The sequence below is a fragment of the Mycobacterium sp. smrl_JER01 genome (assembly GCF_048513595.2).
GTDB lineage: Bacteria > Actinomycetota > Actinomycetes > Mycobacteriales > Mycobacteriaceae > Mycobacterium.
In genome coordinates this window covers 5,306,111-5,329,578 of the sequence record NZ_JBLXXK020000001.1, presented here as the reverse complement: position 1 = coordinate 5,329,578, position 23,468 = coordinate 5,306,111, and the positions used below count along the sequence as shown (strand labels likewise).

Annotated in this window: 22 protein-coding genes; 18 read left to right on the top strand and 4 right to left on the bottom strand. The window is 60.9% G+C overall.

Features of this window, described 5'->3' with window-relative positions; genetic code table 11:
- Complete coding sequence (locus ACNUDN_RS25050) at window positions 1-801, bottom strand: SDR family oxidoreductase (protein WP_419124405.1); 801 nt, start codon at window positions 799-801, stop codon at window positions 1-3.
- 11 nt (window positions 802-812) lie between these two features.
- Complete coding sequence (locus ACNUDN_RS25045) at window positions 813-1,526, bottom strand: TetR/AcrR family transcriptional regulator (RefSeq protein ID WP_419124404.1); 714 nt, start codon at window positions 1,524-1,526, stop codon at window positions 813-815.
- Between the two features lie 140 nt (window positions 1,527-1,666).
- Between ACNUDN_RS25045 and ACNUDN_RS25040 the strand changes: the two genes are divergently transcribed.
- The 18 genes from ACNUDN_RS25040 to lipA all read left to right on the top strand — a co-directional run bounded on the left by ACNUDN_RS25040 (window position 1,667) and on the right by lipA (window position 21,116).
- Complete coding sequence (locus ACNUDN_RS25040; RefSeq protein WP_419124403.1) at window positions 1,667-1,942, top strand: helix-turn-helix domain-containing protein; 276 nt, start codon at window positions 1,667-1,669, stop codon at window positions 1,940-1,942.
- A 4-nt stretch (window positions 1,943-1,946) separates the two neighbouring features.
- On the top strand, window positions 1,947-2,777 hold the full coding sequence (locus tag ACNUDN_RS25035; RefSeq protein WP_419124402.1) for an IclR family transcriptional regulator: 831 nt from the start codon (window positions 1,947-1,949) through the stop codon (window positions 2,775-2,777).
- A gap of 151 nt (window positions 2,778-2,928) precedes the next feature.
- Window positions 2,929-4,530: an AMP-binding protein gene (locus ACNUDN_RS25030; protein WP_419124401.1), complete on the top strand. Its 1,602-nt coding sequence runs from the start codon at window positions 2,929-2,931 to the stop codon at window positions 4,528-4,530.
- Entirely contained in the window at window positions 4,515-5,738 is a 1,224-nt protein-coding gene (locus tag ACNUDN_RS25025) for a thiolase C-terminal domain-containing protein (RefSeq protein WP_419124400.1), read from the top strand. The genes ACNUDN_RS25030 and ACNUDN_RS25025 overlap by 16 nt, the downstream gene beginning before the upstream one ends.
- Window positions 5,739-5,788: 50 nt before the next feature.
- Window positions 5,789-7,012, top strand: coding sequence for an acetyl-CoA acetyltransferase (locus ACNUDN_RS25020; RefSeq protein ID WP_419124399.1), 1,224 nt, complete (start codon window positions 5,789-5,791; stop codon window positions 7,010-7,012).
- Between the two features lie 121 nt (window positions 7,013-7,133).
- Window positions 7,134-8,345: an amidohydrolase family protein gene (locus tag ACNUDN_RS25015; protein ID WP_431960845.1), complete on the top strand. Its 1,212-nt coding sequence runs from the start codon at window positions 7,134-7,136 to the stop codon at window positions 8,343-8,345.
- 4 nt (window positions 8,346-8,349) lie between these two features.
- Window positions 8,350-8,775: a Zn-ribbon domain-containing OB-fold protein gene (locus ACNUDN_RS25010; RefSeq protein WP_419124396.1), complete on the top strand. Its 426-nt coding sequence runs from the start codon at window positions 8,350-8,352 to the stop codon at window positions 8,773-8,775.
- Window positions 8,776-8,972: 197 nt separating this feature from the next.
- Entirely contained in the window at window positions 8,973-9,401 is a 429-nt protein-coding gene (locus ACNUDN_RS25005) for a limonene-1,2-epoxide hydrolase family protein (protein WP_419124395.1), read from the top strand.
- 128 nt (window positions 9,402-9,529) lie between these two features.
- Window positions 9,530-10,975: an aldehyde dehydrogenase family protein gene (locus ACNUDN_RS25000; RefSeq protein WP_419125302.1), complete on the top strand. Its 1,446-nt coding sequence runs from the start codon at window positions 9,530-9,532 to the stop codon at window positions 10,973-10,975.
- Between the two features lie 43 nt (window positions 10,976-11,018).
- A complete protein-coding gene (locus tag ACNUDN_RS24995; RefSeq protein WP_419125301.1) occupies window positions 11,019-12,668 on the top strand; it encodes a long-chain fatty acid--CoA ligase in 1,650 nt (549 codons plus the stop codon).
- 114 nt (window positions 12,669-12,782) lie between these two features.
- Entirely contained in the window at window positions 12,783-13,925 is a 1,143-nt protein-coding gene (locus ACNUDN_RS24990) for an acyl-CoA dehydrogenase family protein (protein ID WP_419124394.1), read from the top strand.
- Window positions 13,926-14,056: 131 nt separating this feature from the next.
- Window positions 14,057-15,274, top strand: a complete 1,218-nt coding sequence (locus ACNUDN_RS24985; RefSeq protein WP_419124393.1) for an amidohydrolase family protein — start codon at window positions 14,057-14,059, stop codon at window positions 15,272-15,274.
- Between the two features lie 613 nt (window positions 15,275-15,887).
- Window positions 15,888-17,213, top strand: a complete 1,326-nt coding sequence (locus tag ACNUDN_RS24980; protein ID WP_419124392.1) for an aromatic ring-hydroxylating oxygenase subunit alpha — start codon at window positions 15,888-15,890, stop codon at window positions 17,211-17,213.
- A complete protein-coding gene (locus ACNUDN_RS24975) occupies window positions 17,210-17,563 on the top strand; it encodes a 2Fe-2S iron-sulfur cluster-binding protein (protein ID WP_419124391.1) in 354 nt (117 codons plus the stop codon). The genes ACNUDN_RS24980 and ACNUDN_RS24975 overlap by 4 nt, the downstream gene beginning before the upstream one ends.
- Window positions 17,564-17,906: 343 nt before the next feature.
- Complete coding sequence (locus ACNUDN_RS24970) at window positions 17,907-18,869, top strand: thiamine pyrophosphate-dependent dehydrogenase E1 component subunit alpha (RefSeq protein ID WP_419124390.1); 963 nt, start codon at window positions 17,907-17,909, stop codon at window positions 18,867-18,869.
- Between the two features lie 29 nt (window positions 18,870-18,898).
- Window positions 18,899-19,936, top strand: coding sequence for an alpha-ketoacid dehydrogenase subunit beta (locus tag ACNUDN_RS24965; protein ID WP_419124389.1), 1,038 nt, complete (start codon window positions 18,899-18,901; stop codon window positions 19,934-19,936).
- 7 nt (window positions 19,937-19,943) lie between these two features.
- Window positions 19,944-20,177, top strand: a complete 234-nt coding sequence (locus ACNUDN_RS24960) for a biotin/lipoyl-containing protein (RefSeq protein WP_419124388.1) — start codon at window positions 19,944-19,946, stop codon at window positions 20,175-20,177.
- A gap of 6 nt (window positions 20,178-20,183) precedes the next feature.
- Window positions 20,184-21,116, top strand: a complete 933-nt coding sequence (gene lipA, locus ACNUDN_RS24955; RefSeq protein ID WP_419124387.1) for a lipoyl synthase — start codon at window positions 20,184-20,186, stop codon at window positions 21,114-21,116.
- 260 nt (window positions 21,117-21,376) lie between these two features.
- Here lipA and ACNUDN_RS24950 read toward each other — a convergent pair whose 3' ends face one another.
- Both ACNUDN_RS24950 and ACNUDN_RS24945 read right to left on the bottom strand, forming a co-directional pair.
- Window positions 21,377-22,957 (bottom strand): solute symporter family protein, encoded by a 1,581-nt coding sequence (locus ACNUDN_RS24950; RefSeq protein WP_419124386.1) that lies wholly within the window; start codon window positions 22,955-22,957, stop codon window positions 21,377-21,379.
- Window positions 22,954-23,250, bottom strand: coding sequence for a DUF485 domain-containing protein (locus tag ACNUDN_RS24945; protein WP_419124385.1), 297 nt, complete (start codon window positions 23,248-23,250; stop codon window positions 22,954-22,956). The genes ACNUDN_RS24950 and ACNUDN_RS24945 overlap by 4 nt, the downstream gene beginning before the upstream one ends.
- Window positions 23,251-23,468: the final 218 nt, after the last annotated feature.

The window sequence follows — 23,468 nt, the reverse complement described above, 5'->3', positions numbered from 1 at the left end:
CTAGCGTGCAGTCCAACCGCCGTCGACCGCTAAGACCTGACCGGTGATGAAAGACCCGGCCTCACTGGCCAGCAAGAGCAGCGCGCCGGACAGTTCGCCGTCACGTCCGGCCCGTGCCATCGGTGTATTGCGGCGAATGTAAGAGCTGCCGGCGTCGTCATCAAGCAATTCCGCGGTGGCTTCACTGGGGAAGAAGCCGGGCGCCAACGCGTTGACACGAATCCCGTATCGAGCCCATTGGACCGCCAGTTCCCGGGTCAGGTTGATCAGCCCGCCTTTCGAGGCGCAATATGCGGCCTGGCGATTCGGTGCGGCCGCAACAAGTCCGAGGATGGAGGCCACGTTGATAACGCTGCCGCCGCCGCGCTCGATCATCCGCCGGCCTACGAGCTGCGTCAGCTGGAATGCGCCGACGAGGTTGACATCCATGACGTATCGGAAGTCGGACAGGTCCTCATCTTCGGCCCTTGCCGGGATGCTGGTACCGGCGTTGTTTACCAGGACGTCGATCGGGCCCACCCGCTCCTCGATCGCCCGGTGTAGGGCTACTGCTGAATCGCGGTCGGCGATATCGCAAGGCATGGCCACCAATTCGGGATGAACGGCACACAGCGATTCGAGCCGCTCCATCCGGCGGGCCGCGACGATTACTTTGGCGCCGGCTGCCTGCAAAGTGAGGGCAAACTGCACTCCCAGGCCGCTGGACGCGCCAGTCACCAGCGCGGTGCGTCCGCTGAGGTCGAAAATCTGACCGGGTGCCAGTCCGGCGGACTGCTCGGCATCCGAGGTGTCGGATGTCATCGTGTGGATGTTCACCTTTCAGTATCTGAGACCATGTCGATCCACGTCTGCACCGGCAACCCGGCGAGCGCGACCGCAGATTCGCCAGGCACACCAGCGAGGGCGGCGCGGCCCATGATCAGCGCGCGAGTAGCACAAGCCGCATCGTCTGCGGCGATGGCGAGCGCATCGGGGGAGTCGCTGAACGTGCCTCCTGGTAGGAATGCTGCATAGCCATGCGCGACAGCAGCGGCAGCTACCGCAAGGTTGCTCGCCTGGGTGCCGTTCACCCCAGGGATCTCGGATGCCGGAATGAGAAATGCTTCGACGAGGGGACGGACCGGTTCGGTCAACTTTGCGTTGCCGCCCAGGAACACGTCCTTGGTGTAGAGAACTGCGAACAGTGCTGGGTGCATCGCCGCGAACTCGACGTAGGCCCGTGCCGCACGTACGAGACGTTCAGTGGGATCAGTCTGGCCGTCGACGACCTTGGTGATGTGCTCGGCGAGAACCTCGCAGGATTTGATCGCGACCGCGGTCAGTAGATCCTCGCGATCGGTGAAGTGTCGATAGGGGGCGCCGGGACTGACCTCGAGTCGCCGACATGCCTCGGCGATCGAAAACGCCGCGACGCCATCTCGTGCGATGAGCTCGACCGACACCTCGATCAGGGCGTCGCGCAGATTCCCATGGTGGTACGAGCGCCGCTTGAGCGCTCCCGACTTCACGGGTTCCTGACTGGCCACACTTGCGATGTTAAGGGGTTTAACATTACCGCTGCAAGTCGTTGCGCGATGGCCGCGCAGGTGTCTTGCATCACATGTAAATGTCACTTACTATTCGCATGTAAGTAGCTGTTACATGTGGCACTGTAGGAGTTCCATCGATGGCTTCCCCTGAGAAGACACTGGTCAGGTCATTGCAGCGCGGTCTGCAAATCATCAATGTGGTCGCCGCGGAGGGCCCAATCCACGCAAAGCTGGTCGCGCGGACGGTGCAGCTGCCGCTGCCTACCGCCTATCACCTGCTGCGCACACTCGTACACGACGACTATCTCGTGCGGTTGGATGACGGCTCATACGTTCTCGGCGAGAGTTGCCGTGCAGTTGCCGCGCACGCGTCCGGCGCACGGGAGCTGCAATGCGTCGTCGGGTTGAACTAGCGGTATGCACCCCGAACCGGTCACATCGCCGACCCTGATTCAGAGTCTTCAGCGGGGGATGAAGCTGGTGGAGACGGTCACCCGGTGGGGCCCGCTGACCGCACGTGAACTGAGCACCCGAACCGGCATCATGCTGCCCACGACTTACCACCTCGTACGCACTCTGGTTCATGAGGGCTACCTGCGCCGCCTGGTCGACGGGCGCTACTCGCTGGGCTACCAGATGGCCTCCGTCAATCAGCTCGAGTTCCGGGCAAGGAGTCTCCGACTGATCCGAGAGGGGATCGCCGCCCTCGCCACCGAGATACGCGCCACGGTGAGCATCGGCGAGTTATGCGGCGACGACATCGTGGTGACCCAGTTCGTCACACACGCCTCCACGCCGAGGTTCGAATGCTGGCGAGGCATGACGATCCCTGGACATGCCACGGCCGTCGGCAAGGACATCCTGCGGCGGATGTCGTCGCCGCGACGAGCCGCCTACGTCGACAAGCACCCGTTCGAAGCCCGCACCACCCATACCGTCACGACAGTCGCGAGGCTCGAACATGACATCACCGACAATGCGGTCGCGCGCAGTGATCAAGAGTTCGCGTACGGAATATCCTGTATCGCAGTACCTTTAACCGGTGGTCAACGACTGATGGCGGTAGGTGCCGCCTTCCCGTCGAGTCGATCTCCACGACTCAGGGAACAGACGGAAGCTACCGCCGCCCAGATGGCGGCTCGGATATCCGACGCGATCGGTATCGGATTCGCCAACGCGTCTGACCCAGATAATCTGGATCAACGCCCGCGCGACGCATCACCGAATCGGTTTGACTCCACCGCTTGATCGCGCGCACCAGCCTGGTGGCTATCTGAAATGCACTCGCTTGTTGTTGCCATCGGCGCTGTATTCACTTGATACAGAGTGGCGATGGTGCCGGCTGCGCCGGAACGAGACAACTAGCAAAGGGCGGAAATACAGACCGATGTTGGACAAGATGGCCGGGATCGCGTCCGGAGTGGTGGAACTCCTTGCCAGCTGTGTCGAACGGCATCCGGACGCCACATTCCTGGATTTCTCCGGGGAGGTCCACAGCTATGCTGATGTCTGGGAGCGCGCGCGTGACCTCGCGGGAACATTACATGCTCTCGGTGTGCGCAAGGGACAAACCGTGCTCAGCTTGCAGGACACCCATATCGATGCTGTTGCATCATGGATCGGCGCCAATATGCTCGGCGCGGTCTGGGTGGGCACCAACACAGCCCTGCGCGGCGAGTTCCTCCGCCACGTTGTCACCGATACCGGGGCGGCCGTGGTGATAGCCGAACCCGATTTGGTGCAGCGGCTGGTAGCCATCGATGACCGCCTGTCTCATGTCGACATCGTCCTGAAGAGGGGAGCAGAACGATTCGATGGCATCAGCCGACTCCGGGTCGAACCGCTCGACGACTACCGAAACAGGACGGCACCCGCTCCGGTTGCCACCGAAGCGGACGACCTCATGTGCCTCACATACACGGGCGGGACGACAGGGCCGTCCAAGGGCTGCATGATCAGCCACGGCTACGCAATGAACATCGCCCGGCACGGACTCGTGCAGACGCAACGGCAGCCGGACGAACTCAACTGGAGCCCTTTGCCGATGTTCCATCTCAACGTGCTGTCCATGACGCTGATAGGAACCATGATGCTCGGGGGCAGCGCAGCGCTCGCGCAGCGGTTCTCGGCATCTGGGTTCTGGCCGGAGATCGAGCGAACCGGAGCACGCGTTGTCAACCTGATCGGGGGCCTACCCGCGATCGTCGCCCAGGGGCCGGATACACCCGAGATGAAGCGTTGCTACGGGCAGATCAGGATGGTGCACGCCGTGCCATTTCCAGAGCCGCTGCAACAGGTCTGGCGCGAACGGTTCGGAGTGAAGATACCTGGCGCCAAGGGGTACGGGATGACGGAAGTATTCCCGATCACCCTGCAAGCACCCGACGAATCGGCACCAGCGGAGTCTGCCGGCAAATTCAACGCCGACGACCTCGAAGTTCGCATCGTCGATGACCGAGACAACGATGTGGCACTCGGCGATGTGGGTGAGGTCATCTGCCGGCCGCGCCGGAACAACGTGATGTTCCAGGGCTATTGGCGTCGGCCGGAAGCAACCTTAGAGGCGATGCGGAACCTGTGGTTCCATACCGGGGACCTTGGCAGAGTCGATGCCGTGGGGCATTTCTACTTCGTCGATCGCAAGAACGACTACATGAGGCGTCGCGGCGAGAACATCTCCAGCCAAGAACTGGAAATCACGTATATGGGACACCCGGATATCGCTCAGGTCGCGGTGCATGCGGTCGCGTCCGAAGTCACCGAGGACGATGTGAAGGTCACGGCGGTGCTGCAGCCGCAATCCGCGCTGACACCAACCGAGCTGTTCGAATGGTCAAAAAGCCGGATTCCCTATTTCGCGCTGCCGCGCTACATCGAATTCCGGGCCGACCTACCGGTGAGTCCGCTGGGCCGGGTCCACAAGCACCTGCTCCGCGAGCAAGGATGTACTCCGACCACCTGGGACCGCGAACAGAGTGCGGTGTCATGGGAACGTCGATGAGCGCGAATCGGGTCACGGTACTGACCTCTTCGCGAGAGATGAACCGAGATCGATGCGCTATTATCGGCGTTGGGACAACGGATTTCAGCTTCAACTCGGGTCGTTCGACTCTGACCCTCGCCGCACAGGCCGGCATTCAGGCAATCACCGATGCAGGCCTGCAGCCGGCTGAGATCGACGGTATCGTGCGCTGCGAGATGGACGAGGTCCTGCATGCCGATCTCGCCGCAACGCTGGGGCTGTCGAACGTCAACTTCTGGGCGGCGGGAAGCTGGGCGGGGGCCGCGCCGTGCGGTATGGTCGGCCTCGCTGTCAGCGCCGTCTTATCGGGCCAGGCGAAGAACGTCCTGGTCTTCCGAGCGCTCAACGGCAGATCCGGCCGCAGATTTGGGCGAGACTGGACCAGCGGACGGACGGTCGGTGGCGCCGGTAGCTATCTCGAGTTCCTGTCACCTTATGGGTTGCAATCCCCGGGCATGGCCTATGCGCTCTTCGCACGCAAGCATATGGCCGATTACCGCACTACAAGCGAGCAACTCGGGCATATCGCCGTGACCTGTCACAGCCGAGCCAACGAGAATCCGACAGCGCAGCGATACGGCAATCCTCTGACGATGGAGAAGTACCTAGCCTCTCGAATGATTGCAGATCCTTTGCGGCGTTACGACTTCTGCTTGGAGACAGATGGGGCGGCCGCCGTGGTCGTGTCGTCAGTCGAGCGAGCCCGCGACACCGACAAGCCAACTATCTTGATCCGCGCGGTGGCACAGGGCGACGAAGCCGTTCCGCGTCAAGGCGGTTTGTGGGGCAATCTGCTGACCGGACCGCTCACTAACAGCAGCGCGGCCTTGGCACGACGGCTTTACCGCCTCGCGGGGTTGGGGCCGGAGGATATCGACGTCGCGCAGATCTACGACTGCTTCACCATCACCGTTCTGATGCAGCTTGAAGACTACGGATTCTGCAAGCGCGGCGAAGGTGGGCCGTTCGCCGCCAGTGGAGCTCTGGATCTCGACGGGTCGCTACCGATCAACACTTCGGGAGGCAACTTGGCGGACGGGTACATCCACGGACTCAGTCACATCGTCGAGGGGGTGCGCCAGCTGCGCGGAGAATCGACCGCGACAGTAGCCGGTGCGCAAACCTGCCTGGTCACCTCTGGTATGCCGGGCCCCGGAAGCAGTGCCCTCATCCTTCGCCGTGAATGACCACACGGAGCACCGCAAACAACTTCGGATGACTCGCTGAGGAGAACACCATGACGGAGGCGACCTACATACTGGGTGGCTGGCAGTCCGATTTTGCGGAGAAGGCGCCCGCCGGCGATATTTTCCCACTCATCGAATCTGCGGTGCTCGGCGCGCTCGATGACGCGCGGATGGACACAGACGCTGTCGATGTGATTCACGTCGGCAACTTCGCCGGAGAGATCTTCAACGGGCAGGGCCAACTCGGCGGCCTCGTGGCCGCCGTCGACCCGCACCTTGCTGGCAAACCGGCATCACGTCACGAAGCTGCCTGCGCATCGGGAAGCATGGCGACCTTGGCTGCGATGGCCGACATCGAGAGCGGACGATACGACGCCGCGTTGGTTGTTGGTGTGGAGGTGCTTCGCAATATCGGCGGGCAGGAGGCCGGGCGCAGGCTTGGCTGTGCAGCGTGGGCGGGCCGGGAGGTAGTCGACGAAGCGTTCCCATGGCCGGTGATGTTCGGACTTATCGCGGATGAATATGAACGGCGGTACGGCATCGACCACCGGCACCTAGGCCGCATCGCTGAGATTAACATTTCCAATGCGCGTCGGAATCCGCGGGCTCAGACTAGGGACTGGCAGCTGACCAGTGAATCGTTCTATGAAGACGACACCTTGAACCCCGTTGTCGCCGGCTGGCTGCGACGCCAGGACTGCAGTCGCATCACCGATGGATCGGCGGCGGTGATCCTTGCGTCGCAGGACTACGCAGCGAGGTGGGCACGGTATCACGGGGTTCCGCTGGACAGCCTGCCACGCATACTGGGGTGGGGGCACCGCACGGGGACCATGCTCTTGGACGACAAGTTCGCCGCGAGCGCGGAGGAAGAGTATGTATTCCCGCACCTACGTCGGGCAATCCTGGACGCCTACGGCCGGGCCGGCTGCAGCGGCCCGACCGAGCTGGACCTGGTCGAAACGCACGACTGCTTCTCGGTGTCGGAATATGCCGCGATCGACCACTTCGGTATCACACCCCCGGGCAAGTCGTGGCAGGCCATCGAGGAAGGTGTCATCGATCATGACGGAACTCTGCCGATCAACCCCAGCGGAGGTCTGCTCGGGCTCGGCCATCCAGTCGGCGCCACCGGAGTACGAATGTTGCTCGACGGTGCCCGACAGGTCACCGGCACGGCGGGTGAATATCAGGTGCCCAATGCCCGAAAGGCAGCGCTGCTCAACATCGGTGGATCCGCAACCACCGTGGCGGCCTTTGTCGTAGGCACGTGATCTCACGTTGGCGTAGAAACTCACCATCTGAAGACGAACCCATTGCCGAAATGAACCTGCAGAGGGAATCCTCAAACCATCGAATACATCTCGCCGACTACGCGTTTCAACTGGAGGAAATATGGCTGCTTCGACGTTGATTATCGATACTGACACCCACATCACCGAGCCACCCGACCTGTGGACCAGCAGGATGTCCAAGAAGCGTTGGGGCAACCTTGTTCCACAGGTCAAGTGGATCGAAGAACGCAAGGGCGAGTTTTGGTGCATGAACGATCAGCCCGTATTCACCGTGGGCACTTGCATCATGGTGCCGGGCGAGGATGGCAAGCCGATGCGCTCCCCGAGGTTTCCCGACTACGCCGATCGGTTCTCCTCGATGCATCCCTCGGCATTCGATGCCAAGGCGCGGTTGCAGGTCATGGACGACTACGGAATCCAAGCCGCCGCGCTGTTCCCCAACCTCGGGTTCGTCGGGCCAAACATCTTCGCCGCGGCCGGTCCCGATGCCCTTGATTTCCAGACAGCGGCGTTGCAGGCATACAACGACTTCCTGCTGGACTGGAGCTCCGTTGCCCCGGATCGCCTCCTTCCCCTGGCGTTGATTCCCTACTGGGATGTGAACGCCGCAGTCGCCGAGATCGAACGCTGCGCCGCCGCCGGCCACAAGGGACTAGTCTCGACGGGTAAACCGCACCAGCACGGGCAACCCCTGCTGGCCGACCGACATTGGGATCCGATGTGGGCTGCCGCGGAGGCCTCCGGACTGTCCATCAGCTTCCATGTCGGTGGTGGGGATCTGGGCACGCATATGAACGACGAGCGCACGAGGGTCGAGGGATGGCGCGCTACGCTTGCCCGACTCACGACCTCCTTCTTCCTGGAGAGCGGTATCACGTTGGCGGACCTGCTAATGTCGGGTGTACCGGCCCGGTATCCGAAGCTGCGGTTCGTCTCCGTAGAGAGTGCGATCGGCTGGATCCCATTTCTGCTGGAGGCCTTGGACTTCCACTTCAAGAAGTACCAACCGTGGCTCGAGCGGCCGGAGTTCGACAAGGACGGCATGCTGCCCAGCGACTACTTCCGCCGCCAGGTCTATGCGAACTACTGGTACGAGGATCTCCAGCCGTGGCATATCGACGCCATCGGCGAGGACAACCTGATGTTCGAGACTGACTATCCGCACCAAACGTGCTTGGACAAGGCCGAGATCGAGCATTCCATCGAGGTGGGGTTGAAGAGCGTCAGCGACGTGACGAAGGAGAAGATCCTGTGGCGGAACGCTGCTTCCCTGTTCAACATGGACGTCTCCAAGCTCGAGAAGCTCTCCTGATCCAGTGAGCAGGACGGCACCGTTGCCGGTGACCAATGACCCCGACACGGCAGGCTTCTGGCTCGCCGCGCAACGAGGTGAGGTGGCTGTCTGTGTCTGTGCCAATTGTGGTGCGATACTGCACTTGCCGCGGTCATACTGCCATACTTGCCGGTCGTGGACGACTGAATGGAGAGTGGTTGCACCGCGGGCCCGTTTAGTGTCTTGGACAGTGGCCGAACATCAGGTGCACGCCGCATTTCCGGTGCCGTACACGTTCGTCCTCGTTGAGCTCGATGAAGCCCCGGGAGTCCGCCTTGGAGGCTACATCGCAGGACGTCCGGGCCTGAGAGTGGATATACGCATGCGGGCACAGTTCGTGACGACGTCAGACGACGTCACACTTGTGAACTGGATACCCGACGACGGATCCATATCCGCCGATCAGTGATGCAACGCACCATCTGAACTAAAGCCCCTTACACCCGCACTTTGGCCGACCCAAACTGGTGGCGACCGTTTCGACGCTGAAATGCCAAATAGCTCGGCACAACTCGCTTCACACGAGTAGTAGTGACGCAGGAGCGGCACCTCTCAGCGTGGTCGATTCCCGACCGCAATCAACACCCTGATAATGGAGTAGATGACATGAGCAATGAGGCCGTCGTCCGCGCTTTCCTCAAAGGTATGGAACAGCCGCTGTCCAAGGTACCCGCACACCTGCGGGCGTCGATGACCGATGACGCGGAGTGGGGAAACTCGGGGTTTCCGCCCTGTGTGGGGATCGAGGACATCGTGTCCAAACACGAGATGAGCGGCGAGGTCTTCGGTGACTATGTACTGACCGCGGAGGTGCTTCACCTCGCCGAGGGGCCTGACGGCGTGGTGTTCACCGAACGCGTCGATGTCGGACGCACTCAGGAGGGTGAGGAGATCCTGACAGTCGAGGTGGTAGGGGTCTTTGAGGTGCGTGACGGCAAGATCGCAAGGTGGACAGACTACTTCGACCCACGCGGCCTGCTGGCAGGACTTTCGGAGCTGCCTGACGTGGAGGCCTACTTCACCGGCAAGAAGTAGTCAAGCACGAGTCCGTAGGGGGGACGCCCACGGTGATGCCGTCGGTAGCAGGACGGCATCATCGTGGGCGATAGGACTCTGCCCGTATACCGAAAAGCCCGCGTTAGTAAAGAGGATGGGAGATGGCAATGGCGCTTCTGTTGATCAACGGTGCACTGCGTGAGGCAGCCGACGGCCGAACCTTCCCGAATATCAATCCCGCGACTGAAGCGAAGATTGGGGTTGCGCCGGATGCAGGTCGCGACGACGCAGACGATGCGATCGCGGCCGCGCGACACGCCTTTGACAACACCACCTGGCCACAGGACCATCAGTTCCGCGCCCATTGTCTTCGGCAGCTCAGAGACGCGTTGTATACCGAACAGGAGAACTTGAGGCAGATCCTGGTGCAGGAAGCCGGCGTTCCGGTCGCGCTGACCCATTCGATCTGGCTCGACACCATTCTCGACGCAGTTTCCTTCTGGGCTGATCTGGCGACCAGCTATCCCTATGAAGCACAGATTTCGTCGCGCGCCACCCTGGCTGGCGTGACATCTCAACGCACGGTACTGCGCGAGCCCATCGGCGTCGTCACGGCGATAACGCCCTGGAACTACCCTCTGGCGTTGAACGTTTTCAAACTCGCGGCGGCATTGGCGGCCGGGTGTACAGTCATCCTCAAACCGGCGCCCGATACGCCCTGGAGTGGTACAGCATTGGGGCGCATCATCGCCGAGCGGACGGATATACCGCCCGGGGTCGTCAATGTCGTGACGGGAGCTGCGCCGCTACTCGGGGAAGTCTTGGTGCAGGATCCGCGGGTCGACATGATCACCTTCACCGGGTCGACCGGTGTCGGAAAGCGCATCATGGCTGCCGCCGCCGACAATGTCACACGGGTGTGCCTCGAACTGGGAGGCAAATCGGCGAACATCATCCTGGACGATGCCGATCTACCGTCGTTGGCCGCACAGATCGCCGGAGTATGCGCACATGCGGGTCAGGGGTGTGCTCTGACCACCCGGCTTCTGTTGCCGCGCAGTAGATACGACGAGGGTCTGGCGATCGCCCAGGCTGCATTCGAGTCGCTGCGCTGCGGCGATCCCTCCAACCCCGATGTGATCGTGGGTCCGGTGATGAACGCGACACAACGCGACAAGATCCTGCGGCTGATCGACAAGGGCAAGCAGGAAGCTCGTCTGGTCGTCGGGGGCGGCAAGCCCGACTACATGCCGATGGGGTTCTACGTCGAGCCGACGCTATTCGCCGACGTCAACCCCGATGCTGTCATCGCCCAGGAGGAGATCTTCGGTCCCGTTCTTGCGGTGATTCCCTACGAGACCGACGCCGATGCAGTGCGGATCGCCAACAACAGCGTGTTCGGATTGTCGGCGGCCGTGCACAGCGCGGATCTCGGTCGAGCCATGTCCGTCGCACGGAAGCTCCGCACCGGAACTGTGGGTATCAACGGTGCCGTCTGGCTGGCGGCCGACACTCCCTTCGGTGGATACAAGCAGAGCGGACTTGGTCGAGAGCTCGGTACCGACGGGTTTGGCGAGTTCCTCGAGACGAAATCTATTGCCACACCCGGGTGATACTCGACGGTCTCATTCTTGTGGGAGAGCGGAAGGACGCGCCATGCTTGGACTAATGCAGAATCGTGCGCTGGTGTTACCGAACATATTTCATCGCGCCGAGCAGTATTTCGGTCATAAGCCCGTCGCCGCGGCCACGGCCGGAGGAGTGGTGTCGACTACCACCATCGCAGATGTGTGTGGACAGGTGCGGCGGCTCGCGACCGCCTTTGACGCATTGGGTGTCGGCGATGACGCGCGGGTGGGAACCTTCTGCTGGAACACCGAACAGCATCTGGCCCTGTATTTCGCAGCCCCGTGCACCGGCCGGGTTCTGCACCCGGTCAACATCCGCTTGTTCACCGAACAGATCGTCTTCGTCGTGAACCATGCCCGAGACGAGGTCATCTTCGTCGACCGTTCGCTTCTCGCGGTGTTATGGCCGCTATCAGACCAACTGTCGACGGTGAAGTATTTCGTGGTCATCGACGATGGGTCTGTAGACAGTGTTCCCGAGGATCCACGAGTACTGCGGTACGAGCAGTTGCTATCAGACAACGAACCCTATGCTGGGGAATTCGTGGTTAGAGACGAGAACGAAGCAGCTGCAATGTGTTACACCTCCGGAACAACAGGTAATCCGAAGGGGGTTGTTTATTCACACCGGTCCATAGTGCTACAGGCACTGGCCACTCTCGCCGCCGATGTACTTGGGTTGTCCGAACGCGACATAGTGATGCCGATCGTTCCGATGTTCCACGTGAACTCCTGGGGCTTGCCTTACGCGGCGCTACTCACCGGGTCCAGCGTCGTTCTGCCGGGGCCGAATATGACGCCCAAGGCACTCGTGACACTCTTGGCCGATCACAAAGTCACCGTTACCGCCGCCGTGCCGACGATATGGATGGGCGTCGCACCACTGCTAGGTGACTACGACCTGTCCGCTCTGCGTCTTATTCTCAGCGGCGGCTCCGCCGTTCCCGTGGCGCTGTCGCAGCGCTACCTCCGTGCGATCGGGGTGCCGATCACCCAGATCTGGGGAATGACCGAGACCAGCCCGGTGGCCACGCTGTGCACACCGCGAACTCACCATGAAAACCTGAGCGAAGAGAAGCGGTTGCGCGTCCAGGCACGTCAGGGGCCGCCCGTACCTCTCGTCCGACTGCGGGTCTGCGATCCAGAAACCGGGGCAGAGGTTCCGTGGGATAACAGCAGCACCGGTGAAGTACAAGCCGCAGGACCGTGGATCGCCAGCGCGTACTACGAGACAACCGACCACGGGTCGTCCTTCACCGACGACGGCTGGCTTCGTACTGGAGATGTCGCGGTGTGCGACGAGTACGGGTCCCTGTTGCTGGTCGACCGAACGAAAGATCTCGTGAAGTCAGGCGGTGAGTGGATCAGCTCAGTGCAACTCGAAAACGAAATCATGTCGCATCCGAAGGTTTCCGAAGCCGCGGTGATCGCCATCCCGCATGAGCGATGGGTCGAACGGCCTTTGGCGTGCGTCGTGGTGAAGGCAGGGGAATCGTTGACCGCAGAAGAGGTCATCGAGCACCTGGAAACACGGGTGGCCAGGTGGTGGTTACCCGAGGCCGTGGAGTTCATCGACGCCGTTCCCAAGACAAGTGTCGGAAAGTTCAGCAAGAAGACTCTTCGGGCGCAGTTCGAGAACTACCGGCTCCCTGAGGGCGGTTCATCGGGCATGCGGTGATGCTGGGCACGGCAGACGACGCTCACCAGGCCGTCCTGTCTGCGTCCAATCAGATGTTGAACAACTCCTGGCGAGTTCGTTATAGCGCGGCGTACCGGAGAGAGAGCTAGAGCAATGAAGCGGTTGATCTTCGATATTGAGCATGAGCAGTTGCGGCAAACCGCCGCCCAATTCATCGCGCGGGAGGTCGCGCCGAACGCCGAGAAGTGGGAGCGCAACAAGATCGTCGACCGAGCTGCGTACGTCGCCGCGGCGAACTATGGCCTGATCGGATTCAACATGCCCGAAGAGTATGGGGGAGGCGGATCCGATGACTTCCGGTTCAATGCGGTGGTAGTCGAGGAACTCGCCAAGTTCGGTTTTCTCACGCCCGCATTGAGTGTTCACAACGACATCGTTGGACCGTACTTCAAGGATTTGGCGACCCCAGAACAGAAGCAACGCTGGCTGCCTGGCTTCGTCAGCGGTGAGCTCATCGGTGCTATCGCAATGAGTGAGCCGGGCGCCGGCAGTGACCTGGCCGGCATCCGCACCAGCGCCGTGCGCTCAGGTGAGGACTGGATCCTCAATGGCTCAAAGACGTTCATCTCCGCCGGTATCAACAGCGACCTCATCATTGTAGTCGCTCGTACCGAGCCCTCAGCCGGTCACAAAGGCCTGTCATTGCTGGTCGTGGAACGTGGGATGGCGGGATTTGAACGGGGGCGCAAGCTCGACAAGGTCGGCCAGCCCGCGCAGGACACTGCAGAGCTGATCTTCACCGATGTCCGCGTCCCCGGCAGCAATCTGCTCGGCGAACAGAACCGCGGCTTCTATCACCTCATGGCTAATCTTCCGTCCGAACGGTTGTCGATCGCGATTGCCGCGATCGCCGGCGCACGAGAGACCTTCCGCCAGACACTGCAGTATGCGAAGGATCGCAAGGCATTCGGGCAGAGCATTGGTAGTTTTCAGCACAACAGGTTTGTCCTCGCCGAGCTGGACACCGAGCTCGATATCGCAGAACAGTACGTCGACCGTTGCCTGCGAGCCGTACTGGACAAAGAATGCACAGCGGTCGACGCGGCCAAAGCCAAGTGGTGGTGCACGGAGCTGGCGAACCGCGTGGTCGATGCATGTTTGCAGTTGCATGGCGGATACGGGTACATGAACGAATACAAGGTTGCCAAAGACTTCGTCGATACCCGCGTTCAAACGATCTACGGCGGGACGACCGAGATCATGAAGGACCTCATCGGGCGCAGCATGGGATTGTGAATCGCGTCCTGCGATGAAGATTCGCGTCATCTGAATTTCAGACCGTGTTGAAACCGAGAAGGTCGAACTACTTTGAGATCAACACATCCAGACCTATATACACGTGCGGCACAAACAAATGGAGGGCCATCGTGATCTTTGACTTCGATCAGCATCTGTTCGAGTACCCGGAGATGTGGATGGATCATTGCGATCCCGACAAAAGGCACCTCGCACTGGAGCTTACGCGTGATGAGCTTGGCTACCCTTGGCTGTACTCAAGGACGACCAACCAGTTGATGTGGATCTATGCAAAGACAGTTCCGGAAGACGGATTTGTTTCATTCTTCGGCCCGTGGCAGAACTGGAAGGACCGGAAGGCCGCCGAGATCGACTATGTCGCAGACATGCCCATGTCGTGCACCAACGCGAAGGCGCGGGTCGAGCAGCTCAACGAGCTCGGTGTCGATAAGACGATTCTGTATCCGCACTTCGGTGCCGTTTGGGGACGCTACGTATACGACCGGCTGGATATCATCCGTGCGAACTTCACCGCCTGGAACCGCTGGGCGGTAGCCGTACGACAGGAGGGTGCCGGGCGTCTGGAGCCGACCGGGCACGTCACCCTCAGGGGCGGCGATCTGGGCTGGCTCGAGCGCGAACTCGCATACCTTGGCAAGAACGGAATCAAGGCTGCATTGGTTTCGTACGGTCTGGTCGACGGCCGCCGGATGTCTCACCCCGATCATGACAGGGCATGGAAGGCATTCGTAGACAACGGGATCGTACCGATCTTCCACATTCAGGATGCCGATGTGCGTGCGAGTTGCCTAGACGAAGGCTGGTTCGTAGACGCCGGTGATCCCTTGTTCACGGCCCTCGATATGACGTTCTCGCATCTTGGGGTCCAGATCGCTGCTGCAGATCTCATTCTCAACGGTGTGTTCGACAGGTTCCCGGATCTTAGATTCGCGACGGTCGAACTCACAGCAGGCTGGATCAATGGGCTCATCGGGATGAGCGCCGAAGGTATCCCAGGCAGCACCGGCAACGTCATCAACGGGCCCGGCCTGGATATTTCGTATCGTTACGAGGCGGTCGCACGGCGACATACCGTCGACCTGAAACGACAGCCCAGCGAGTACCTGCTCGACCACTTCCGCAGCACAGTCAATCCGATGGAGCCCCTCGCCAGCTACATCACCGAGGGAGGACTCGAGAACAACGTCATGTTCGGCAGTGACTGGCCGCACAGCGAGGGCTTCGCGCACCCGCTGACAACATTCGGTGCGGTACTTGACGACGTCACACCAGAACAGAAAGCGAAGTTCTACGGTGGTACGGCGGCTGAGCTTCTGGGCGTCTCCTGAGAGCCTGCGCTGCGCAGATAGAGATGCCGGGCGGCGCCTCCAGGGTCAACTGTCGATCTACATCTATGGCCCGTGCAGGCAGAGCTGGCTCGTCTGCATCGTCCCGACAGCAGCCGGCCGATGGCGGCTCTGCTGCACAAAGAACCGGAGTTGACTGATCCACTGTACCGCGCCTGTCCCTACGATTGACCATCACGTTCGTGGCCATCTGAGGAATGGGGCCATCTGAGGAACGGGGCGCCGCTGGGTGGTCGCCGGGCCTATTGCCGACGTCAGCCAGAACGATAGCCGATCACGGCGCGTCGACACGCGCACACGGCGAAGACTCTCCCGGTGCACGCTGCGCGGCATCGCGAGTCCAAACCGGGCTCCGAATCCGGAAATTCGTCTATACCGCCTGTCCAGCGTGCTTACCCGCGGGTTGCACGAGGATGACGATCGTGAGGGCTACGGCCAAAAGGCCCAATGTCGTCAGCGCCATTTGAAATACCGGACATTGTGACATGCCCACCCAATCAGGTTGATTCGAAACCAGTCAGCCAAACGTACCCAAGCTTTCTCGACGAGCTGCCAGGCGCGGCAATCCGGCAATCCAGAGTGAGGATTCAATACGATGACATCGACCGCAGAATCGAAGACGAACCCCGAATATCGAAGCAAGCAGCGACAGTTCGGAATTCCCGAGCGATACACGTCTGCTGAGTTCGCTCGCCTGGAAAGCCAGAAGATCTGGCCGAAGGTTTGGCAGGCGGCGTGCCGGGTAGAAGAAGTCGCAAAACCCGGCGATTACTGCGAGTACACGATTGCCGACGAGTCGATTCTGATCACACACACGAAGCAAGGCGAGATCAAGGCGCTGTTCAATGCCTGCCAGCACCGAGGAATGCAGCTGAAGCAGGGGCGAGGCACGTGTTCGGAGATCCGGTGTATCTCACACGCATGGTGTTGGAATCTCGACGGCTCCCTGAAGGAGATCGTCGATCCACAGGACTTCGACCCGACCGCAACCTCGGCGGAAGAACTGCGGCTGCCCGAATGCAAGGTCGAGGTGTGGGCGGGATTCGTCTTCATCAACATGGATCCCGATGCTGTGCCTCTGAGAGAGTACCTCGGTGAGGCGGCGCGACGGGTGGAGAACTTCGGCGTCCACAACATGGTGTGCACCCGCCTGCGGTCGACCGTGATCAAGGCGAACTGGAAGTTGTGCCACGAAGCTTTTGTTGAGACCTATCACGCGATCGGTACCCATCCGCAGTCGTTGAGGTACCTCGATGACACCGGGATGATTTTCGAGCAGTACGGCGACCATGGGATGCACCGCATCGCACCGGGGCATATGGGCAGACCGAGCGCCCGTCTTGATAGCGAGGACATAGACCGGCGCGATGTGTTGACAGCGCTGATGGGCGACCTTGCGGAGTTCGACTTCTACAACGACGAGGATATCGCCCAAGCGAATCAGCTCATCGAGACCGTCATGGAGCTCCCGGAAGAAGTGACTGTGGGATCATTCTTCGCTGGCCTTCGCCGTCAACAAGCAGATGCCGAAGGTGTGGACCTGAGTGCCTACAGCGATGCCGATCTCTTGGCGGGCGAGTTGTGGAACCTTTTTCCCAACTTGACGTTTCCCTGCAACGCCGGAAACGCGCTCACGTTGAGGTTTCGACCGAATGGACTCAATCACGAAGAGTGCCTTTTCGACGTCTTCTACTTGAAGCTGTTTCCAGAGGGGGCCGATATCCCACCGATGGAGTATGAGTTCTACCCAGACTGGCAGGAGACGAAGATCTGGGGGACCATCATGACCCAGGACTTCACCAACCTGCCCAAGTGGCAGAAGGGTGTGCATTCCCGGGGCTTCCGCGGCCCCGTCTGGGGACGGCCCGACGGCAATGTGAGCAATCTCCACCGCGTAATCTCCGAATACCTGGCTAAGTGACCGGGAATAAGCCCGCCACGAGCACAAAGACTCATTGCGTTGGCGTGGAGCCGCGTGGGATTGTTGTCGAAGTGAACGAGGGTGAAACCATCATGGCCGCCGCCGAGCGCAGTGGATATCGCTGGCCTACACTGTGCCACGGCGACGGTACGTGTTCCATCTGCTGGGTTGAAGTGACGGAAGGCGCTGAGCAGCTCTCGGCCATAGAGGACAACGAGCGTGAGACGCTGGAATTGTTGTCACCGCGACTGCGGGCTACGCGGACGGTTCGACTTGCATGCCAAGCCCGGGTCAATGGGGACGTGACGGTCCGTAAGCCAGGTGTCCGTCCGAACGAAGACAATGAATAAGGATCTGACACTACTTACTCCATGTCTGAAGTGCGCATCCCAAACGCTGCCTCCGGAGTGGTCTCCGTGGCCCGCTTGTGGGATGCACTGTGCGCCTGGCGTTGATCGTAGCCTTTCGAGTTAGACGCCAAGGGTGACAGCATGTTTTGTGAGTACGTTCGCGACTAATGCGGCGAGGTCACGGCAGATGTCGGCTTGCGGGTAGACGTGGGCCGTCACCGACTTAGGTGACCGGCTACAGCATCGCTCGAGTATATGAAATATCCGTCGTTGCAGTGGGTCCCGTGCATCACAACAGTGTACTGAGGTGACGACGCTGAGGAGAGTGGCTATGGACAGTGCGATGAAGATCGACCTCTATCGGATGATGTACCTGATCCGGGTTTACGAGGAGGCGATCCTCCGCGAGTATCACGCGGATAAGAAACCCAGCTTCGATATCGCCAAGGGCCAGATTCCGGGAGAAATGCATCTGTCGACCGGTCAGGAACCAGTCCCTGCCGGCTTCTACCCGCATCTTCGGCGGGACGACGCGGTGACCGGTCCACACCGTCCGCATGGCTGGGCGCTGGCCAAGGATGTGGACCTGGAGGGGATGACCGCCGAGATCTTCGGCCGAATCGACGGTCTCGGAAGGGGCCGGGGCGGCCATATGCACTTGTTCGACCAGGATGCGCACTTTTCGTGTTCCGGAATCATCGCCGAAGGCCTGCCGACAGCGGTGGGAATGGGAATGGTGTTCAAACGCCAAGGAACTGGTCGCGTGGCCTTTGCCGTGTGCGGCGAGGGTGCGGCAAACCAAGGCGCCTTCCATGAGTCGTTGAACCTCGCAGCTCTCTGGAACCTCCCGGTGGTCTTTGTGGTGGAGGACAACGGTTGGGGTGTCTCAGTCGCCAAGGCACAATCGACGTGTGTGGCATCCAATGCCGAACGGGCGGTCGCTTACGGAATCCCGGGTGTTCTGGTCAAGGACAATGACGTGGAGACAGTCTACGAGGTCGCCGGCGAAGCCGTCGACCGTGCGCGCACAGGCGGTGGCCCAACACTCATCGAAGTGGAGACGCTGCGTCTGTGGGGACATTTCGAGGGTGACCCGCAACTCTACCGACCGGATCTTGACGGGCTTGCCGCGCTGGATCCGGTACCGAATTACGAGCGCCGGCTGCGTGATTCGGGGGTACTCGACGACAGAACAGTCGAGGCCACCAGGGCCTGGGCGGTTGACCGGGTGGAAAGGGCGATTGCGTACGCAAAGCAGTCTCCGCAGCCCGATCCCGCAACGGCGTGCGATTACCAGTTCGTATAAAACACAGGGCAATCCAATAGGAAGCAATCATGACTACCAGTGCAGAAGCAACATCGCGTGCCACTCGGAAGCTAACAGTTTCCAAGGCCATCGTCGAAGCGATCTCGGCAGAAATGGACGACGATCCGACAGTTTTCGTGATGGGCGAGGACATCGGGAAGTTCGGCGGGGTGTGGGACGAGACTACCGGACTGCTCGAGAAGTACGGCGCGGACCGCGTCATTGACACTCCGATTTCGGAGACTGCCTTCATCGGTGCCGCAGTCGGAGCTGCGGTGGAAGGGATGCGTCCTATTGTCGACCTCATGTTCGTCGACTTCTTCGGTGTGTGCATGGACCAGATCTACAACCACATGGCCAAGATCCCATTCCTCTCAGGTGGGAATGTCAAAGTGCCCGTCGTTCTGATGGCCGGGGTGGGTGGAGGTTACTCGGACGGCGCTCAGCATTCACAGTGTCTGTGGGGCACCTTCGCGCATCTGCCCGGAATGAAGGTCGTCGTCCCCAGCTCACCGGAAGACGCCAAGGGCATGATGACTGCCGCGATTAGGGACGACAACCCGGTGGTCTACCTGTTTCACAAGGGCATCATGGGATTGTCGTGGATGTCCAAGTCGCGTCGGTCGATCGGACCGGTCCCGCGCGAGCCCTATGAGATCGAGCTGGGCAAGGCGAAGGTCGTTCGTTCCGGTGCCGACGTCTCGATCGTGACACTCTCGCTTTCGGTGCACCACGCACTGGATGTCGCCGACGGACTTGCCGAGCAAGGGATCGATTGCGAAGTTGTCGATCTCCGCAGCGTGGTCCCCCTGGATACCGAGACCATCATTGAGTCGGTCACGAAGACGGGTCGGCTGATCGTCGTCGACGAAGACTATGAATCCTTTGGCCTATCCGGTGAGATCATTGCCCGGGTCACGGAATGCAACCCATCGCTGTTCCGAGTGCCGCCCATCCGGGTCGCTGTTCCGGATGTTTCGCTGCCCTATGCACGTCCGCTCGAAACGGCAGTGCTGCCCACGCCCGAGCGTATTCGCTCGGCGATCATAGAGATGCTGAGGAAGTAGGAGAGATATGGCAGAGATCCTGTTCCCCGCGATGTCTGAGAACGATCCTGACGCCGAGGGTGTGGTATCGACGTGGTTCGTCGCCGAAGGCGACGTCGTTGAGGAAGGCGATCTTATCGCCGAGGTTGCGGTCGACAAGGCAGACATGGAGATCGTGGCGTCGCAGGCAGGGACCATCTCCTTGTTGGTCGCGGAAGACGAAGGCGTCAAACAGAATACGCCAATCGCCACCATCAACTGATCGTTGATGATCGATCCCAGCGGCCGAAAGCTACTTCGCCTGGAGGTTCGCAACGCCCAGAAGCCCATGGAGTCGAAACCAGCGTGGATCAAGATCCGGGCACGGACGGGCCCCGAGTACACAGACCTGAAAGCGTTGGTGCAACGTGAAGGCCTGCACACTGTGTGCGAGGAAGCCGGATGTCCGAACATCTTTGAATGCTGGGAGGACCGAGAGGCGACGTTCTTGATCGGCGGAGAACAGTGCACCCGCCGCTGCGACTTTTGCCAGATCGACACCGGTAGGCCCGCCCGGTTAGATCGTGACGAACCCCGTCGGGTCGCCGAAAGCGTTGCAGCGATGGGTCTGCGGTACTCGACCGTTACCGGCGTGGCCCGTGACGACCTACCCGATGGCGGGTCCTGGCTGTATGCAGAGACCGTGCGTAGGATCCGGGATCTGAATCCGAACACGGGCGTCGAGCTGTTGATACCGGACTTCAACGCCATCCCAGAGCAGCTCGACGAGGTCTTCGAGTCGCGGCCAGAAGTGCTTGCGCACAACCTTGAAACTGTTCCGCGGATCTTCAGACGTATCCGCCCTGCGTTCAGCTATGAGCGCAGCTTGGGTGTACTGACAGCCGCGCGGCGCGCCGGGCTAACCACGAAATCGAATCTGATCCTTGGGATGGGAGAGACACCGGCTGAAGTCAGGGCGGCACTGCAAGACCTGTTCGCCGCCGGCTGTGAAATCATCACCATCACCCAGTACCTGCGACCATCCGTTCGTCATCATCCCGTGGAGCGCTGGGTAGACCCGCAAGAGTTCAATGAGCATGCGACCTTTGCTGAAGAACTCGGATTTGCGGGCGTACTGGCAGGTCCGCTGGTGCGTTCATCGTACCGGGCGGGACGGCTGTACGCTCAGGCGCTAGAGCGGCGACCAGGGTCCCACGTCTGACGCCGAGATCGAGACGTTGCCTCCACGAAGGGTGATCAGGATAGCGACCGTCGCCTACCAGTATGTGGTCAATGCGAGCGTTTGCGTCCGATACACGGCGTGATTTGGTTGTGCTCCCGGGGCATCTGCGGCGCGCTCGCTTCATGGCGGTTGCCGCACCTAATCACCGGACGCTGCCGTCGGGCCTCTGGCTTCGAGAAGAACTCCGATGCCCCTACGGGGTACAGGACCGGATCTATGGCCCGCTCAGGGAGGGATGATTACGGGGCGGCGCCTTCGACATCCTGAGGCTGGTCGGGCAGCGGGCGGATCTCGCTTCGGTGGCGGGGAGCCGTGCCGGTGACGGCCTGATACCGCATCGCTTCGAACGCTTCATCCGCGAGCTTGGCGGCCCGGCCCGTCGGCCTGGTCAACCGCGACACAACGATGACAGCCGCTACCGCTAGGGGCAGAGCCACGATCGCGGGATTGACCAAGGGTATCGGTGCGCCAGGTCCGTGCACCGTTGGACTCAAGCCGATCATCACAACTGCGGAAAGCAGGCCGGCCAGAAGTCCGGTGGTCAGTCCAGCGGCAGTGACGTGCCGCGCGTAGATCGTGAACATGAGGGCCGGGAAATTGCTGCATGCTGCAAGGGCGATCGCCAAAGAAGCAAGGACAGCGATGTTCTGATCCCGCGCAGTGAGCGCTATGGCTGTAGCGATGGCGCCGGTCGCCAGCACGGTGAGCCGGGCGACCCGTAGCTCGGTGCGTGGCGAGGCGGTGCCTGACTTGATGACTTGACCGTAAATGTCGTGTGCCACCGCTCCGGTAGTGGCGATCACCATCCCAGCAAGTGAGGCCAGGATCGTCGATACGGCTACGGCAGAGACGAAGGCAAGTAGGGTCTCGCCGCCGAGGAGCTTGGCCAGCAGCGGAACTGCCAGATTTCCAGCGGGCGAGGGCTCCTTAATCGACTCGGCGCCGAGAAGTGCGGCGGCTGCATAGGCGATGACGGGGAAGGTCATCAGCAGAGCGCTGACGACCCATACGCAGGTGATGGCGGAGGTGCGCGCGGTCTGAGCATCCTTGACGGTCAGATAGCGGATCAGGACATGCGGAAGGCCGATTACGCCAAAGATCAAGCCAATCGAGAGCGAGATCTGGTCGATGCCCTGCACGACACCGCTGCGGACCGGCTCGACCAGCGCTCCTTCATCGATCTCGGATGCCGACGAGAACACCTGCAGCAGGCTCCAGCCGAATTTGGGCAGCAGCAACAGAATAAGCAGACTGACACATGTCAGCAGCATGATCGCCTTCACGATCTGGATCCAGGTCGCTGCCAGCATGCCGCCGACGAGTGCGTACAGCGAAGTCAAGACGGCAATAAGCAGGATGGAAGCCCAGTAGTCGATCCCGAACAACAACTTGACCAGCAGGCCGCCTGCGACATACTGCGCCACTATGTAGAGCACACTGATTGAAGCGGTACCCATTGCCAGTGCCGTCCGGATGGGGCGACCCGCGAATCGGACAGCAGCAACGTCGGCGAGTGTGAAGCGGCCGAGGTTTCGCAACGGCTCCGCCACTAGCAGCATGGCCAACACGAAGGCGATCGGTGCAAACGCGGCGAGGAATACATAATTGAACCCGGACAGCGCGATGGCGCCAATGGTGCCGAGGAACGTCGACGCCGATACAGCGTCACCGACTATCGCCAAACCGTTCTGACGCCCGCCGATGCGACCGCCGGCCACTAGGTGGTCGTCGACCGACTTGTTGCGTCGTCCCGCCCAGAACGTGATTCCGAGAGTGATCCCGATCAGGCTCAGGAACAGGACGATTCCGGTTGAGCTCATCTGTCCAGCCCATGTGACGCAGAGGCTTCATCTACGAACTTGCGCTCGATGGCACCGATCCGCTTCCGGTAGACGATGGTGACGATGACCGCGACGACGAACTGAGAGTACGTCACCACGTACGCCCAGGTGATTGCCCCGACAGCCGCCCCATCGAGAATCGACGTGAAGTTCACACAAATAACCGTGGCGAAGTAGTAGCCGAGCACCACAGCCACCAGGCTGAGCTGTAGGCGTTGTCGCCGTATGGCTGTCGCGCGGTACGCCGACTCCGGTGAGGTCGCATCAGTCATATCTGATCGTCCGTTCTCGAATATCGCCGGTCGCTAGCGGTTGAACTCACCTACGCACGTGGGTAAGCCGGAGGAGGCTCGGTGTCCCCGGGGCGTGGGCGGTGTCGTCGGTCCGGCGACGAACGCCGACCAGCAACCATGGGCAGAGGGACACAAATGACATTGATTCTTCGACTCGCACCGCGCCAGCAGGCGGATTTCAGATGGCGATGTGACGT

Coding starts and splice junctions, on each gene's coding strand:
- ACNUDN_RS24960 (WP_419124388.1), top strand. CDS start 19,944: ATGGCAGAGATCCTGTTCCCCGCGATGTCTGAGAACGATCCTGACGCC.
- ACNUDN_RS24965 (WP_419124389.1), top strand. CDS start 18,899: ATGACTACCAGTGCAGAAGCAACATCGCGTGCCACTCGGAAGCTAACA.
- ACNUDN_RS25030 (WP_419124401.1), top strand. CDS start 2,929: ATGGCCGGGATCGCGTCCGGAGTGGTGGAACTCCTTGCCAGCTGTGTC.
- ACNUDN_RS25005 (WP_419124395.1), top strand. CDS start 8,973: ATGAGCAATGAGGCCGTCGTCCGCGCTTTCCTCAAAGGTATGGAACAG.
- ACNUDN_RS24950 (WP_419124386.1), bottom strand. CDS start 22,957: ATGAGCTCAACCGGAATCGTCCTGTTCCTGAGCCTGATCGGGATCACT.
- ACNUDN_RS24945 (WP_419124385.1), bottom strand. CDS start 23,250: ATGACTGATGCGACCTCACCGGAGTCGGCGTACCGCGCGACAGCCATA.
- ACNUDN_RS24990 (WP_419124394.1), top strand. CDS start 12,783: ATGAAGCGGTTGATCTTCGATATTGAGCATGAGCAGTTGCGGCAAACC.
- ACNUDN_RS24980 (WP_419124392.1), top strand. CDS start 15,888: ATGACATCGACCGCAGAATCGAAGACGAACCCCGAATATCGAAGCAAG.
- ACNUDN_RS25000 (WP_419125302.1), top strand. CDS start 9,530: ATGGCGCTTCTGTTGATCAACGGTGCACTGCGTGAGGCAGCCGACGGC.
- ACNUDN_RS25035 (WP_419124402.1), top strand. CDS start 1,947: ATGCACCCCGAACCGGTCACATCGCCGACCCTGATTCAGAGTCTTCAG.
- ACNUDN_RS25020 (WP_419124399.1), top strand. CDS start 5,789: ATGACGGAGGCGACCTACATACTGGGTGGCTGGCAGTCCGATTTTGCG.
- ACNUDN_RS25025 (WP_419124400.1), top strand. CDS start 4,515: ATGGGAACGTCGATGAGCGCGAATCGGGTCACGGTACTGACCTCTTCG.
- ACNUDN_RS25040 (WP_419124403.1), top strand. CDS start 1,667: ATGGCTTCCCCTGAGAAGACACTGGTCAGGTCATTGCAGCGCGGTCTG.
- ACNUDN_RS24970 (WP_419124390.1), top strand. CDS start 17,907: ATGAAGATCGACCTCTATCGGATGATGTACCTGATCCGGGTTTACGAG.
- lipA (WP_419124387.1), top strand. CDS start 20,184: ATGATCGATCCCAGCGGCCGAAAGCTACTTCGCCTGGAGGTTCGCAAC.
- ACNUDN_RS25050 (WP_419124405.1), bottom strand. CDS start 801: ATGACATCCGACACCTCGGATGCCGAGCAGTCCGCCGGACTGGCACCC.
- ACNUDN_RS24995 (WP_419125301.1), top strand. CDS start 11,019: ATGCTTGGACTAATGCAGAATCGTGCGCTGGTGTTACCGAACATATTT.
- ACNUDN_RS25015 (WP_431960845.1), top strand. CDS start 7,134: ATGGCTGCTTCGACGTTGATTATCGATACTGACACCCACATCACCGAG.